The following is a 14,340-nucleotide window of genomic DNA, read 5'->3' on the forward strand; positions in this document are numbered from 1 at the left end:
ATTGGCTGGATTCCAGCTGGGTGCCCGTTCCGGCCCCCGGTTCAGTGCCCCGGTTCAGTGCCCCAGGGCCACCGCGGCCACGGCGCTGGCAGCCAGGACCACGACGGCGCCGGCGGCCCAGCGCAGCAGCGGCGCCGGCGGCGCAGCGTTGGACCGCCGGAGCTCGCGCCCGCGGACCAGCACGCACACACCCAGGACCAGCGTCGCGGCCATGGCGGCCAGCGCGCAGAGACCGAGGAAATCGATAGGACCCGCAGTCCCGCCCCGGGACCCTGCGAGCGCCCAGCTGCGCCAGACCAGCAGGTCCGCCACGATCAGGGCAAGCAACGTCCGGCGCCAGGCCAGGGAGGTCCGCTCGGGCTGCAGCCCGGGATCCTTGGCCCCAGCTGGCTTCACCGCGCCACCAGGATCAGGACCGCGAACACCAGGGCCGCAGCCGCGACTCCGATGGTCATCACCAGCATGACTCCGGAGAACGGCAGCTCCCTGTTGTTCCGCATGGCAGCCTCCATGAGACCCCACCGGTGGTAGGACAGGGCGGCCAGGCCCGCGCCCAGGAACGCGAGGATGACGCACAACACGATCCGCACGGGTCCGGGCGCGATCTCCGGGGCCAATTGGTCGATGGCCAGGGCTCCGGCAATCAGGGCCAGGGACGTGCGGATCCAGGCCAGGAATGTCCGCTCGTTCGCCAGGGAGAACCTGTAGTCGGGAGTGGTCCCGGTCTTCCGCCACGCTGGTTCGCGCATTCGTTTCCTCCGCTGCCCGGCGATACGGCGCCGGCGGTTGCCTCGTCTGACCGCTGGACGGGTCCTACCAGCACCCTACCGGCCTTCGGCATCCGCCGCCGCCCGGCACCCAGGCGGCGGCGCTCAGTCCCCGGCGGGGGCGGCATTGCGGGGTGCGGTGCAGCGCCGGGTAAATTTGAGGGCATGAGCACCGAGCCCGGGACCAGCCCCGCACCCGCCCCGACACCCGGCCAGCCGCACGCCCCTGCCCACGGCTCGCGCATCCACGGCTGCCTGCTGGGTGGCGCGCTCGGAGACTCGCTGGGTTACGCCGTCGAGTTCGACAGCATTTCCGCCATCCGCGCCCGGTTCGGCCCCGCGGGTCTGCAGGATTTTTCCGCGCTCGACGCCGGCAGCCCGTTTTCGGACGACACGCAAATGACGCTTTACACCGCCGACGGCCTCCTCGAGGCGCTGGAATGGGCCAACGACGGCGTGGCGGCGGACATCAACGCGTGCCTGTGGCTCGCGTACCTGCGCTGGCTGGGCACTCAGGGCGTCGCCGTGCCGGCGTCGGCCCCCTTTCAGCCGCCGCGCTGGATCGATGCCCAGGATGTCCTGAAGAGCCGGCGCTCACCCGGCAACGCGTGCCTGAGCGGACTGGCCACTGGCGAGATGGGTACCGTGAAGCGGCCGGTCAATCCGGATTCGAAGGGCTGCGGCACCGTGATGCGTTCGGCGCCCTTCGGCCTGATCCCCCACCTCGAAGCGGAAACGGTCTATAAGCTCAGCGCCGATGCCGCGTCCCTGACGCACGGCCACCCCGCGGCACGGCAGAGCGCCGGAGTTTTCAGCCTTCTCATCCATGCCCTGTCTTCCGGCCACGGGCTGCGCGAAGCGGCGGAATCGGCCCTCGGGCAGCTGCTCGGCGGCGTCCTGCGCAAGGGCGAAAATCCGGATCCTGAGGTGGTGGCTCGGCTGGAGGCGGCCCTGCGGTTGGCCGGAGACGTGCCCGGCGGCGGAGATGTGCTCAGCCCCGAGGACCTGGTCGGCGAACTCGGCGAGGGCTGGGTGGCCGAGGAAGCCCTCGCCGTCGCGCTGTACGCCGTGCTGGCCACAGCCCCGGAATCCGGGACAGGAACAGGTACGGCGGACGCCGCCGTGGCCGACCCCGCCCAGGCCCACTTCCGTGCCGCGATCGCGGTGGCCGTGAACCACAGCGGAGACAGCGATTCGACGGCGTCGATCGCCGGGAACATCCTGGGCGCGTTCTACGGTGAGCGGTGCCTGCCGGCAGACTGGCTGGCGGCGCTGCAGGCGCCGGAAGTCATCCGGGGCATGGCCTCGAAGCTGGCCACAGTCACCGGCGCATAGCTTCGGCGGACAACTGTCGGCCGGGCCGGTGCACGCCAGGCGTCGAGTCTCCGGCATTTGCGCAGCGCAGCCGGCGCCGCTTGGAAGCCGCGGCCCGGATGGTCCGCGGGACATGCCCCGTTCCGCCCCGTTGCGATGGACACGTCCCTCCCCGTCCGCGGCACCCCGGGGCATGCCCATCTCCGGCTGCGGGGACTGGGCATATTGCCACTATGCCCACCTGTCATAGCCTCCGGAGGACATGTCCGTTCCTCCTCTGCTGCGCGCCCAAGGACATGTCCGGACGCCGCCCCTGGCTCGAAGGACATGTCCATTCTTGGCCGCGGCACCCCGGGACATGCCCATCTCCGGCGGCGGGGACTGGGCATATTGCCACTATGTCCAACCGTCACAGCCTCCGGAGCACATGTCCGTCCCTGGCGGCAGCGCACCCGAGGCCCACCCCTCCCGGCAGCGCACCCAAGGACTTGTCCGGTCACCCCTCGCGGCCGCCTCGGCGGGACCCAGGCGCTCCGGACCTAAGCGCCCCGAACCTAGGCGCCGCGGAGCGAGATGTTGTTGCAGGCTTCGCAGACGTCCTCGGGGATGAGCCCGCGGCGCTGCAGAAAGCCGAAAATGGTGCAGCCGAGGCAGAACCCGGCGAACGCCTCAAGGGACGCGGCGGCAATCAGCACGGCGAGCAGCACCCACGCCGCCGGCGCGAGGCCTGCGGCCAGCAGCACTGCCGCCGCCGTCGACACGGCGGCGCCGATGCCCTGGGCGAACCGCTTGGGCGGACCGGGAACAAGGCGCGTCCGCCCGAGCCAGGGCGTCAGGACCTTGACCGAGAGCTGGGCCAGTGGCGAGATCCGGGGGCCGAACAGCAAGCGCAGCCAGAAACCGGCGGCGATAACGGCGAGACCCCAGCCGAAACCGGTCAGCAGGGTCACGGCGGACAGCGCCACCACCAGGGTTGCGGTGATGCGGGCGGCGTACTCATTCACCGGGTTCGGAAACGCGAACACCCGCCGCCAGTCAATTCGGCGCGTCGCCGGTACCGACTTCGCGGGCGCCGACGACGCCGAGTCCGCCGGCTTTGACGCCGCCGGCGCTGACTTGGCCGGCGCTGCGGGGGCCTGTGCATCCGTGGGTTTGCTCATCCGCCAAGGCTACGAGCGGGCGCGCCGCGGGAGGAATGATTGTTGCGCCGTGTGACTGACCGGTCAGTCAGGACCAGGTCAGTCAGGACCAGGACAGGCAGGACCAGGTCAGTCAGGACAGGTCAGGCAGGTGCGGCAGCCAGATGTCCGCCGACCATCTGGAGGAATTCGCCCTCGGACAGGACCTCGATCCGTTGCCCGCGTTCGTGCAGTTCCAGGACGCGGCGCGCCTTGCCGGTCAACCGGCCGGAGCGCAGGTCAGCGGCCACGAACCCGTCGCCCACCACCAGGACGGTGGTACGGGCCGTCACCCGGCTTTCAGGCCTGGCGCCAAGCTCCGCGGAACGGACCTTGGCTTCGGGGCGGGGAATTGCCAGTTCGCCGGTGAACACGACGGTCTGGCCGAACAGCGGGTGGTCGGGGCTGGCGGCGGCGTTGGGGGCCGGGTTGGGGCCTTCCTCCGGCCACCCGGCCACGAACCGCCGGCCCGGGGGCGAGCCCGCGGTTCCCCCCGCGAGCGCCTCCATTGCGGCCACGGTGGCCTTGGACAGCGGGTCTCGCCGGGGGTCGAAGGCCGGCTGGTGGGACACCGTCAGGCCCAGGGACAGGTAGAGTTCCGCGATGCTTGCTGCCCCGTTGCGGGCGGCGATGTCGATCAGGATGCCGGCACAGGCGCGGGCGTCCTCGGCGGCATCGTGGTGGTTGAGCAGCGGGACCCCGGCCTCCTCGGCGGCGTAGGGCAGCGAATTGGACACGAGGGAGTAGCAGCGCCGGGACAACATCACCGTGCAGACGTAGTCGTAGGCGGGTCCGGCCAGCCCGGACACCTCCAGGCCGGAGCGGATCACACCGAGATCGAACGCTGCATTGTGCGCCGCCAGCACGTCGCCGCCAATGAACGCCCCGATCTCCGGGAACAGCTCACCGAACCGGGGCAGTCCCGCCACCTGGTCCGGCCGGATGCCGTGGATCCGCACGTTGTGGTGGTCGAAGGTGTCATGGTTTTCCGGCGGCCGCATGAGCCAGGAGGCTTCCTCGACGACGACGCCGCCCCGGACCTTGCTCAGGCCGACAGCGCAGGGTGAACCGCGAAAGCCGTTCGCAGTCTCAAAGTCGATCGCCGTAAAGTCCAAAGCCACGGCCCAACTTTACCGTCCGCGCGCAGCACCCCCGGACCGGACCGGCATGCCGGGGCCGGCCGGCGGCCGTCAAGTACCCTTAACAGGTGAACGTAATTGCAATGAGCGACCTCGCCGTGTCCGCCCTTGGCGGCGCCGGCCCCGTCCAGCCGCAGATGGCCTCCTTCCTGCCCGACTGGCTCAACCCGCAGGTATTCCTTGCGAATCCGGCCTTCGCGCCATGGGTGGTCCTGCTGGTCTGCGGCATCATCTTTGCCGAGACCGGGCTGCTGATCGGATTCTTCCTGCCCGGCGACTCCATGCTGTTCACGGCCGGGCTGCTCGTGGCCACCGGCACCATCCAGGTCAACATCTGGGTCCTGACCGCGCTCATCATCATCGCCGCGATCATCGGCAACCAGGTGGGCTACCTGATCGGGTCCAAGGCGGGACCCGCCCTGTTCAACAAGCCCAATTCCAAGCTCTTCAAGCGTGAAAACGTGGAAAGCGCGCACGCGTTCTTCGAAAAGCACGGCGGCAAGGCCCTGATCCTGGCCCGGTTCGTTCCGATCATCCGCACCTTCGTCCCGGTGATCGTGGGCGTCGCGCAGATGAGCAAGCGCAAGTTCTTCACCTACAACGTGATCGGCGCTGTGCTGTGGGGCGGCGGCGTCACGCTCCTCGGCTACCTGCTCGGGGACAAGGTCCCGTGGGTCAAGGACAACCTGGACATCATCTTCATCGCCATCGTGCTGGTCTCCGTGATCCCGATCGGCATCGAGGTTGTCCGCGGAATGATCGCCAAGCGCCAGGCTGAGAAGTACGGCACCGGCGTCGTGGACGAATTCATCGAAGAGCACGAGCCGGAGGAAGAACGCCGGACCCCGTAGCGCAGTACCGCAGTAGATGCGATACCGCAGTAGATACAGTGCCGCAATAAGTGCAGTGCCGTAGTAAACGCAGCACTTAACAAGGAAGGCGCCTCACCGTGTGGGGCGCCTTCCTTCGTCCTGAGCCTGGCCTGGCGGGCTACTTCCCGGCCAGGGCCTCGACGATGGCCGGGAGGAGCGCACGGAACGCATGGCCCCGGTGGCTGATGGCGTTCTTCTCCTCTGAACTGAGCTCGGCGCAGCTGCGGTCCAGCCCGCTCGGCTGCAGGACGGGGTCATAGCCGAAGCCACCCTCCCCGCGCGGCTCCCGCAGGAGTGTCCCTTCCAGCTGCCCGTATTCCACGACTTCCCGGCCGCCGTCGGGCGAGGATCCGGGCACCGCCAGCGCTGCCGCGCAGACGAACGCTGCCCCGCGGTACTCGTCCGGCACATCGGCCAGCTGGGCGAGCAGCAGCTGCAGGTTCGCTGCGTCGTCGCCGTGCCGGCCGGACCACCGCGCCGAGAAAATCCCGGGCGCGCCGCCGAGGACGTCCACGGCTAGTCCGGAGTCGTCGGCGATCGCCACGAGCCCCGTGGCCTCGGCCACCGCCCGGGCCTTGAGCAGCGAGTTTTCGGCGAAGGTTACGCCGGTCTCGGCGACGTCGGGGGCACCGACGGCGCCGGCGTCCACCACCTGCGTGTCGACGTCGAGCCCGGGAACCTGGCCGCGGAGCAGCTCACGGAGTTCCCGGAGCTTGCCTATGTTGTGGGTGGCGAGGACGAGCCGTGGGCCCGGGCCGTCGGCTCCCGGCCGGGCCGCGAGGGGCGTCTCCGTCACGGGGCCTCCGCCAGGGTGTCGCGCTGGATAGCGGCCAGCTGCTCCGTGCCCAGCAGCGCCAGGTCCAGCAGCTTGTTCAGCTCGTCGCGGTCGAACGGTGCGCCCTCGGCGGTGCCCTGGACTTCGACGAATTTACCGGAGCCTGTCACCACGACGTTCATGTCGGTCTCGGCGCGCACGTCTTCGACGTAGGGCAGGTCGAGCATCGGGACGCCGTCGATGATGCCGACGGACACCGCGGCGATCGTGTCGATGAGGGGCTGGGCGTTGCGGGCGATCATCTTCTTCTCGCGGGCGAACCGGATGGCGTCGGCCAGTGCCACGTAGGCGCCGGTGATCGCCGCGGTGCGCGTGCCGCCGTCGGCCTGCAGGACGTCGCAGTCCAGCACGATCGTGATTTCGCCGAGAGCCTTGGTGTCGATGATGGAGCGCAGCGAACGGCCGATCAGCCGGGAGATCTCGTGGGTGCGGCCGCCGATCTTGCCTTTGACGGACTCGCGGTCGGACCGGGTGTTCGTGGCCCGGGGCAGCATGGCGTACTCGGCCGTGACCCAGCCGCGGCCCTCGCCCTTGAGCCAGCGCGGCACGCCTTCGGTCAGGGAAGCCGTGCACAGGACCCGGGTGTTGCCGAACTCGATCAGGGCCGAACCCTCGGCCTGCTTGGACCAGCCGCGCGTGATGCTGATCGGGCGCAGCTGGTCGGGGGTACGGCCGTCGGCGCGGATGACGGGGACACTGGGAGCTTGGGAAGTCATGCCTTTAGCTTATCGACTCACCCGGTCCTGACCGCGCGGGCGGCCGATGCAGCGCGGGCCGTCAGCGCCGGCGCCGGGCTCAACCCGGCCGGGCAGGGCAGCTAGACGGTGTAATGCACACCCGCGACGGCGACGGCCACGTCCTTGCCGAAGATCTCCTTGGCCTCGGCCATGACGGTCGTCGGCGAGGTCCAGACGGGAATGTGCGTCAGCAGCAGCCGGCGCGCGCCGGCGGCGACGGCGGCCTCCCCCGCCCGCTTGCCCGTCAGGTGCACGTCCTTGATCCCGTCGTCGCGGCCCTCCTCGAACGCCGCCTCGCACAGGAAAAGGTCGGCTTCCCGCGCGGCGTCCTCCAGGCCCGCGCAGGAATCCGTGTCCCCGGAGTAGCTCAGGACGCGGGTCACGGGGGTGCCGTCCTTGGCAGGCTCGGTGACCTCCACGCGGAGGGCGTAGGCCTCCTCGACCGGATGGTTCACCGCGTAGGGCGTCACCGTGAACGGGCCGACGCTGACCGGCTTGCGCTCGGACCAGTTGCCGAAGTCGAATTCCTCGTGCATGCCCGGATCCAGGTCCAGCCCGTAAGCCGTGGCCATCCGGTCGGCCGTCGCGGCAGGCCCCCACACCGGAATCCTGCCCCGTCCCCAGCCACCCGGCTTCCAGCGCACGGCAACGTGGAGCCCGCACAGGTCCATGCAGTGGTCCGGGTGCAGGTGGGTGAGGAAGATCGCGTCAATGTCCTCCAGGTCCGTGTAGCGCTGGATGGCGCCGAGCGCCCCGCTGCCGAGGTCCAGGACGATCTTCCAGTTCCGCTCGCCGTCGTTGGCGGTCAGCAGATAGCACGACGCCGGCGAGCCCGGACCCGGGAAGGAGCCGGTACAGCCCACGATGGTCAGCTTCACAGCAGTGGTCCCCCGCCCGCGGATCCGCCCACAAAGTTGGAGATCCGCGGCCGGCCCGCGCCGGCCCGGGCGGCCGCGATCATCTCCGGGGTGATCCGGGCGAGGCTGCCGGTGGGGTACTGCGCCGCGACATGGTCCACGTGGCGGACACTGAGGACTTCGGGGCCCAGGAAGCGCCGGGCGAGGTGCTCAAACTGCGCGGCGTCGCCGGTGGCGATGAAATTGTGCTCCGGCGCCGCGGCGTCCGTGCGCTCCAGGCCCCGGGAGGCCAAAGCCCGGTAGACGTCCTTGGCCGTCTCCTCGGCGCTGGAAACCAGCGTGACGTCCTCGCCCATAACGAAGGAGATCACGCCGGTGAGCAGCGGGTAGTGGGTGCAGCCGAGCACCACGGTGTCCACCCCGGCGGCAATGAGCGGCGCCAGATAATCGCGGGCAACGGCGAGCAGTTCCGGTCCGGTGGTAATCCCGGCCTCCACATACGGCACGAACGCCGGGCAGGCCACGGACGTGATCTCCAGGTCCGGGGCCGCGGCGAAGGTGTCCTCGTAGGCGCGCGAGCCCACCGTGGCCGAGGTCCCGATCACGCCCACCCGGCCCGTCCGGGTCGCCGCGACGGCACGCCGCACGGCCGGCTGGATCACTTCGATCACGGGGATCCCGTACCGGGCCGTGTACCGTTCGCGGGCGTCACGCAGCACGGCGGCGGACGCGGAGTTGCAGGCGATGGTCAACAGCTTGACGCCGGAATCCACGAGCTCGTCCATGACGCCGAGGGCGTTGGCCCGGACTTCGGCGATGGGAAGAGGTCCGTAGGGGCCGTGCGCAGTGTCACCGACATACAGGATGGATTCGTTGGGCAGCTGGTCGATGATCGAGCGGGCCACCGTGAGGCCGCCGACGCCGGAGTCAAAAACGCCGATGGGGCGCGAGGCCAGCTCTGATGCCGGCGCGGATCCCGGGGCGTCGGTGGGGGTGCTGCTCGCTGGGGAGTCCGCACCAGCCGCTGCCGGATCCGTATTCGATGCTGAAGTCATGATTATTCGAGGATAGGACACCGCCTGCGGGGCGGCCATGACATTGTGGTGTGCAACTCGTGTCTCATGGGTCACACGCCCGCGCTCAGCGCCGGGCATCGAGCGAGTGCACCATGGCCTGGACCAGCGACTCCTGCAGCCACGTGGTGAAGTTGTACACCAGGGCCAGGTAGCTTTCGACGTCCTCGGCCTGGGCCCAGTCCTGCATGAGGTGGATGTTGTCGGCGTCGGCATCGTCACGGATGTCGAGGCGTTCGGCCAGCACCAGCCGGACATCGTTGAGCGCGGTGGCCCAGTGCCGGGCATCGTCCGGGCTCAGGACGAGGTTGTCCCGGTCCAGGCTCAGGGCGGCCGCCTTCAGCGCGCCGATCTTGCTTTCGCGCAGCGACCGCTCGGTGTACCGGCGGAACTCGAGGGAGGCGTCGTCGTCGTTCTTCATCACGTTCGGCAACAGCCGCCGCATGGCGCGGTCCGTGGGTTCGCGGGCTTCGGTGTCCAGGCCCACCAGGGCCGCCAGCGGGTCCTCGTTGGCGCGCTGCTGTGGCTCCAGCATGGAGATGACGTCATCGAAAAGGCTGCGCAGCAGCTCCCGCTCAGCCGGCTCCAGATGGCCCTTGATGCCCTTGAGCCCGTACTTGAATGCCTTAGCCACGTTTTCCCTTGCCTTTGCCGGAACCGCCCGCGTTGCCGCCGGTGGCTTTTTCCACCGTCGCCCAGAGGCCGTAGCCATGCATCGCGACGGCGTGCTGCTCCACCTGTTCCTTGCTGCCGTGCGCCACGATCGAGCGGCCCTTCTTGTGGACCTCCATCATCAGCTTGTTCGCCTTGGCCTCCGAGTAGCCGAAATAGCTGCGGAACACAAAGCTCACATAGCTCATCAGGTTCACGGGATCGTTCCAGATCACGAGGTTCCAGGGGACGTCCGGGGCGGTCAGGACGTCGCCGGACGTCACTGTTCCGGTCTGGGTGCTCTCCCGGGTGTCGGGGCCGAGCGCAACGCTGAGGGTCATCTGTCCATTCTATGGGGATGCACACTAGAGTGAATTTGTGAGTACCTCCGCCGGCTGGGATCGTCCCCGCACGTCCCTGTACACCGACCACTACGAGCTGACCATGCTGCAGGGTGCCCTGCAGTCCGGCGCGGCGCACCGCAAATCGGTCTTCGAGGCCTTCGCCCGGCGGCTCCCGGACGGGCGCCGCTACGGGATCGTGGCAGGCACCGGCCGCCTGCTGGAGGGGATCGCGAACTTCCGCTTCGGCGAGCCGGAACTGGACTACCTGCGCCGGACCAAGGTGGTCAACGACCAGACACTGGAGTACCTGGCCGGCTACAGCTTTTCCGGCGACATCTGGGGCTATCCGGAGGGTGAGGCGTACTTCCCGAACTCCCCCGTGCTGATCGTTGAGTCCACGTTCGCCGAGGCCTGCATCCTGGAGACCTACCTGCTCTCGGTGCTCAACCACGACTGCGCCATCGCCTCTGCCGCCTCCCGGATGATCTCCGCGGCCGGCACCCGCCCGTGCATCGAAATGGGATCGCGCCGGACGCACGAGGAGTCGGCGGCCGCCGCTGCCCGGGCCGCGGTCATTGCCGGGTTCGACAGCACCTCGAACCTGGAGGCCGGATTGCGCTACGGGCTGAAGACAGTGGGCACGGCCGCCCATTCCTTCACCCTCCTCCATGACACCGAGCGGGAGGCCTTCGAGGCCCAGATCGCCGCCTTTGGGCCGGACACGTCGCTGCTGGTGGACACGTACGACGTCGAAACGGCCGTCCGCACCGCCGTCGATCTCGCCGGGGACAAGCTGGGCGCTGTCCGGCTGGACTCGGGCGACCTCGTGGCCCAGGCCCAGTGGGTGCGCCGGCTGCTGGACGAGCTCGGCAACGACCACACCAAGATCGTAGTGACCTCAGACCTCGACGAATTCGCCATCGCGGCGCTGGCGTCCGCGCCGGTGGACTCCTACGGCGTGGGCACCTCGCTCGTGACCGGTTCCGGGGCCCCGACGGCGAGCATGGTCTACAAGCTCGTCAGCCGCACCGACGACGCCGGTGATTTCATCTCCGTCGCCAAGGCCGCCAAGAACAAGGCCAGCAAGGGCGGCCGGAAGTACGCGCTGCGCAAGCTCAACGAGCGCGGGACCGCCACGGCCGAGATCGTCGGCGTCGGCCATCACCCGGAGGACGATGGCAACGACCGTCCGCTGCTGCAGCAGTTCATCAAGAACGGCGAGCTCCTGCCCGGGTGGACCGGTTCGGAGGGGGTCCAGCGCGCGCGCCGGCGCCACGCGGAGACCATGCGGGAGCTTCCCGCGGTGGTCAACCGGCTCCAGCGCGGCGAGGCGGCCATCCCCACCATCTACGAGGAGGACTGAATGTCCCGCGCCCTGATCATCGTTGACGTCCAAAACGATTTCTGTGAGGGAGGTGCCCTGGCCGTGGCCGGCGGGGCAAGCCTGGCCGGGGAAATCAGCGAGTACGTTGACGCCCACCACGGCCAGTTTGACCACGTCGTGGCCACCCAGGACTGGCACATCGATCCGGGTGAGCATTTCTCGGAGGAACCCGATCTCGTCGACAGCTGGCCGCGGCACTGCGTGGCGGGCACCCGCGGGGCCGAACTGCATCCCGATCTTGATCCGGAACACATCCAGGCGTACTTCCGCAAGGGCCAGTTCGCCGCGGCGTACTCCGGCTTCGAAGGGCTGCTGGCCCCCGAGGACGACGTCCCCACCGGCGACCGCCGGCCCGGCGCCATGCCCGTTACCGGCGCCGAAGACGCTGGAGACGCCGGAGACTCCGAAGACTCCGACAGCACTGTGAGTTCCTTCGCCGGCAGTGATTTCGCCGCTGGCGAGGACGCGATCGGGCTGGACGACTGGCTGCAGAGCCACGACGTCGAGGACATCGTGGTGGTGGGCATCGCCACGGACTACTGCGTCAAAGCGACCGCCCTGGATGCCGTCCAGGCCGGCTACTCCGTCACGGTGCTGCGCGGCTTGACGGTCGGCATTGCCGAAGACCTGGACGATGCCGTGGCCGAGATGGAGCTCGGCGGCGTCGATGTCCTCTGAGCCAGTAGACTCGAAATCCTTGCCCCATCGCCAGTCTTGCCATATTGACAGACCCGTAGAACCCCGGAGTACACCATGAAGAAGACCCTGACCGTCCTGATTGCCGCCGGAGCGCTGCTCGGCGCGGCCGGCTGCTCGGCCACGCCGCAGCTGACCAACGAGGAAACCTGCGCCCGGGTCAAGACCGTGGTCTCCGCCCAGTCGGCCACATCGGACAAGACCGGCATGACCCGGGTCGCCAACCAGCTGCGGCCCATCAAGGCGGCGGCATCCGAGGACCTGCGGGCCCCGCTGCAGACCATCATCGAATACTTCGACGAGTCGGCCAAGCCCTCCCCGGACACCGCCAAGCTCGAGGACATGAAGGCCGACTACACCGCGGCGGGCCAGACCTACGGCCAGGTCTGCGGCACCGGCCAGTAGCCGAAGCAAAGTTCACAGCGGAGTAACAGCAGAGGGACCAGTTCAGATTGAACTGGTCCCTCTGCTGTTGCCCGGCGCCTAGGGGCTCTGCCCCTAACGCCTGCTTCCAACCCCTGCGCGGCGCTACTTCCGGCCGATGAACCAGTCCTGGAGCTTGCGCAGGCGGGTCTGCAGCTGTTCCTCGTTGGCTTGGGCGACGGCCGGGCCGCCGCAGACGGTCCGGAGTTTGGTGTGGATGACGCCGTGCGGGGTCCCGGTGCGGGCCGACCAGGCCGCGACGTTTTTGGCCAGCTCGGTGCGCAGGTCCATGAGCATCCGGTGGTCCGGCACGGCCGGGGCCGCAGCCGCGGCTGCCTCGGTCTGCGGGGAGCGCCGGTTCTTCCGGTTCAGCTGCTCGTGCTGGCGCTGGCGCAACAGCGTGCCGACCTGTTCAGCGTCCAGCAGGCCGGGGATCCCGAGGAAGTCGAGCTCGTCCTCCGAGCCCACTTCGCCGCCGGTGCCGAACTCGCCGCCGTCGAAGAGCACCCGGTCAAAGGACGCCTGGGAGTCGAGGGCCTCGAATTTGCCCTTCATCAGGGAGTCGGAGGCCTTCTCCTCGCGGTTCGCCTCGTCCATGAGCGAATCCTCGGGATTGAAGAGGCCGTCGCTGTCTTCCTTCTCCGGGCGGTCCAGGGCGTGGTCGCGCTCGGCCTCCATCGAGTTGGCCAGGGCCATCAGCTGCGGCACCGAGGGCAGGAAGACCGACGCCGTCTCGCCGCGCTTGCGGGCACGCACGAAGCGCCCCACGGCCTGGGCAAAGAACAGCGGGGTGGAGGTCGAGGTGGCGTAGACGCCGACGGACAGCCGCGGCACGTCCACGCCTTCGGAGACCATCCGGACGGCCACCATCCAGCGCTTCTCGCTGGCGGTGAATTCCTCGATCTTGCTGGAGGCCTTGGCGTCGTCGGAGAGGATGACGGTGGGCGATTCGCCGGTGATCTTCTTCAGCTGGCCGGCATACGCGCGGGCGTCCTCGTGGTCGGTGGCAATGACCAGGCCGCCGGCATCCGGGACGCTGCGCCGGACTTCGCTGAGACGTTTGTCCGCGCCGGCCAGGACGGCCGGGATCCATTCGCCGGCCGGGTTCAGCGCGGTGCGCCAGGCCTGCGACGTGATGTCCTTCGTGACGGCCGACTCTCCGAGCGAGGCGGCCATCTCGTCCCCCGCGCTGGTGCGCCAGCGCATCTGGCCGGAGTACGCCATGAACATCACCGGGCGGACCACGTGGTCGCGCAGGGCCTTGCCGTAGCCGTACGTGTAGTCGGCCTTGGAGCGCCGGATCCCGTCCCGGTCCTCGGCGTACTCCACGAACGGGATGGGCGAGGTGTCCGAGCGGAACGGGGTGCCCGTCAGGGAGAGCCGCCGGGCCGCCGGGTCGAACGCCTCACGGAGTCCGTCGCCCCAGGACAGGGCCTCGCCGCCGTGGTGGATTTCGTCCAGGATCACCAGCGTGCGGGCGGCTTCGGTCTTGGCCCGGTGCAGCATGGGCTTGCTGGCCACCTGGGCGTAGGTCACGGCGACGCCGATGAACCCGCGGCCGTGCTGGCCGTCGGCATTCTTGAAGTTCGGGTCGATCGCGATGCCCACCCGGGCAGCGGCGTCAGCCCACTGGCGCTTGAGGTGGTCGGTGGGCGCCACGATGGTCACGCGGTTGACCACGCCGGAATCGATGAGCATGGACGCCACGCGCAGGGCGAAAGTGGTCTTACCCGCGCCGGGGGTTGCGACCGCCAGGAAATCCTTGGGATGGGTGCTGAAGTAGCTGTCCAGCGCCTCCTGCTGCCAGGCGCGCAGCTTGGGGGCGGTGCCCCAGGCGGCCCGCTCGGGATAGGCGGGGGGAAGCGTGGGGCCGCCGAAAAGTGTCTCCGTCATTAAGGCGCCCTCCATCCGCGCATGGCTGCAGCCGACGGAGAAACCCAATTAAGCACAAAAACACCAATCTTTTTGGATGGACCGTAAGGCAGTACCCGGACAGCATGGACCGGCAATCAGGAAAGCAGAAAATCAGGCGCGACGGCGCGCCGCCACAGGGAAGCGCCGTCCGAAGAC

At 69.1% G+C, this 14,340-nt stretch carries 16 protein-coding genes; 5 read left to right on the forward strand and 11 right to left on the reverse strand.

The features are described 5' to 3' along the window. Positions 1–54: 54 nt before the first annotated feature. Both B5X90_RS15000 and B5X90_RS15005 read right to left on the reverse strand, forming a co-directional pair. Entirely contained in the window at positions 55–396 is a 342-nt protein-coding gene (locus tag B5X90_RS15000) for a DUF202 domain-containing protein (RefSeq protein ID WP_079554414.1), read from the reverse strand. After that, entirely contained in the window at positions 393–749 is a 357-nt protein-coding gene (locus tag B5X90_RS15005) for a YidH family protein (RefSeq protein WP_018775740.1), read from the reverse strand. Before B5X90_RS15005 ends, B5X90_RS15000 begins: the two co-directional genes overlap by 4 nt. Positions 750–932: 183 nt before the next feature. On the opposite strand from B5X90_RS15005, the gene B5X90_RS15010 reads away from it, so the two are divergent. Further along, positions 933–2,102, forward strand: coding sequence for an ADP-ribosylglycohydrolase family protein (locus B5X90_RS15010; protein WP_079554416.1), 1,170 nt, complete (start codon positions 933–935; stop codon positions 2,100–2,102). A gap of 533 nt (positions 2,103–2,635) precedes the next feature. On the opposite strand, the gene B5X90_RS15015 is transcribed toward B5X90_RS15010, so the two are convergent. Both B5X90_RS15015 and B5X90_RS15020 read right to left on the reverse strand, forming a co-directional pair. Beyond that, entirely contained in the window at positions 2,636–3,106 is a 471-nt protein-coding gene (locus tag B5X90_RS15015) for a DUF4395 domain-containing protein (protein ID WP_218670202.1), read from the reverse strand. 257 nt (positions 3,107–3,363) lie between these two features. Then, complete coding sequence (locus B5X90_RS15020) at positions 3,364–4,380, reverse strand: exonuclease domain-containing protein (protein ID WP_079554418.1); 1,017 nt, start codon at positions 4,378–4,380, stop codon at positions 3,364–3,366. 101 nt (positions 4,381–4,481) lie between these two features. On the opposite strand from B5X90_RS15020, the gene B5X90_RS15025 reads away from it, so the two are divergent. Next, a complete protein-coding gene (locus tag B5X90_RS15025; RefSeq protein ID WP_079554420.1) occupies positions 4,482–5,249 on the forward strand; it encodes a VTT domain-containing protein in 768 nt (255 codons plus the stop codon). A 139-nt stretch (positions 5,250–5,388) separates the two neighbouring features. Here the strand turns inward: B5X90_RS15025 and rdgB are convergent, their stop codons facing one another. The 6 genes from rdgB to clpS all read right to left on the reverse strand — a co-directional run bounded on the left by rdgB (position 5,389) and on the right by clpS (position 9,764). After that, entirely contained in the window at positions 5,389–6,066 is a 678-nt protein-coding gene (rdgB, locus tag B5X90_RS15030; protein WP_079554422.1) for an RdgB/HAM1 family non-canonical purine NTP pyrophosphatase, read from the reverse strand. After that, complete coding sequence (gene rph, locus B5X90_RS15035; protein ID WP_028276043.1) at positions 6,063–6,821, reverse strand: ribonuclease PH; 759 nt, start codon at positions 6,819–6,821, stop codon at positions 6,063–6,065. The genes rdgB and rph overlap by 4 nt, the downstream gene beginning before the upstream one ends. Positions 6,822–6,922: 101 nt before the next feature. Next, on the reverse strand, positions 6,923–7,720 hold the full coding sequence (locus B5X90_RS15040) for an MBL fold metallo-hydrolase (protein WP_079554424.1): 798 nt from the start codon (positions 7,718–7,720) through the stop codon (positions 6,923–6,925). Then, positions 7,717–8,754, reverse strand: coding sequence for a glutamate racemase (gene murI, locus B5X90_RS15045; RefSeq protein WP_256860265.1), 1,038 nt, complete (start codon positions 8,752–8,754; stop codon positions 7,717–7,719). Before murI ends, B5X90_RS15040 begins: the two co-directional genes overlap by 4 nt. 85 nt (positions 8,755–8,839) lie before the next feature. Beyond that, the gene (locus B5X90_RS15050) at positions 8,840–9,406 is read right to left on the reverse strand and encodes a DUF2017 domain-containing protein (protein WP_079554428.1); all 567 of its coding nucleotides are present in this window, start codon (positions 9,404–9,406) and stop codon (positions 8,840–8,842) included. Continuing rightward, complete coding sequence (gene clpS, locus B5X90_RS15055; protein WP_079554430.1) at positions 9,399–9,764, reverse strand: ATP-dependent Clp protease adapter ClpS; 366 nt, start codon at positions 9,762–9,764, stop codon at positions 9,399–9,401. The genes B5X90_RS15050 and clpS overlap by 8 nt, the downstream gene beginning before the upstream one ends. Positions 9,765–9,801: 37 nt before the next feature. Here clpS and B5X90_RS15060 point away from each other — a divergent pair, with 37 nt between their 5' ends. The 3 genes from B5X90_RS15060 to B5X90_RS15070 all read left to right on the forward strand — a co-directional run bounded on the left by B5X90_RS15060 (position 9,802) and on the right by B5X90_RS15070 (position 12,252). Beyond that, positions 9,802–11,130, forward strand: a complete 1,329-nt coding sequence (locus B5X90_RS15060; RefSeq protein ID WP_256860266.1) for a nicotinate phosphoribosyltransferase — start codon at positions 9,802–9,804, stop codon at positions 11,128–11,130. Then, the gene (locus tag B5X90_RS15065; protein ID WP_079554433.1) at positions 11,131–11,829 is read left to right on the forward strand and encodes an isochorismatase family protein; all 699 of its coding nucleotides are present in this window, start codon (positions 11,131–11,133) and stop codon (positions 11,827–11,829) included. It begins immediately after the preceding gene. A gap of 75 nt (positions 11,830–11,904) precedes the next feature. After that, positions 11,905–12,252 (forward strand): hypothetical protein, encoded by a 348-nt coding sequence (locus tag B5X90_RS15070; protein ID WP_079554435.1) that lies wholly within the window; start codon positions 11,905–11,907, stop codon positions 12,250–12,252. Between the two features lie 123 nt (positions 12,253–12,375). On the opposite strand, the gene B5X90_RS15075 is transcribed toward B5X90_RS15070, so the two are convergent. Then, a complete protein-coding gene (locus tag B5X90_RS15075; RefSeq protein WP_079554437.1) occupies positions 12,376–14,163 on the reverse strand; it encodes a DEAD/DEAH box helicase in 1,788 nt (595 codons plus the stop codon). Between the last annotated feature and the right edge of the window lie 177 nt (positions 14,164–14,340).

Origin of the sequence: Arthrobacter sp. 49Tsu3.1M3 (assembly GCF_900168135.1) — a bacterium.
Classification (GTDB): Bacteria; Actinomycetota; Actinomycetes; order Actinomycetales; family Micrococcaceae; genus Arthrobacter.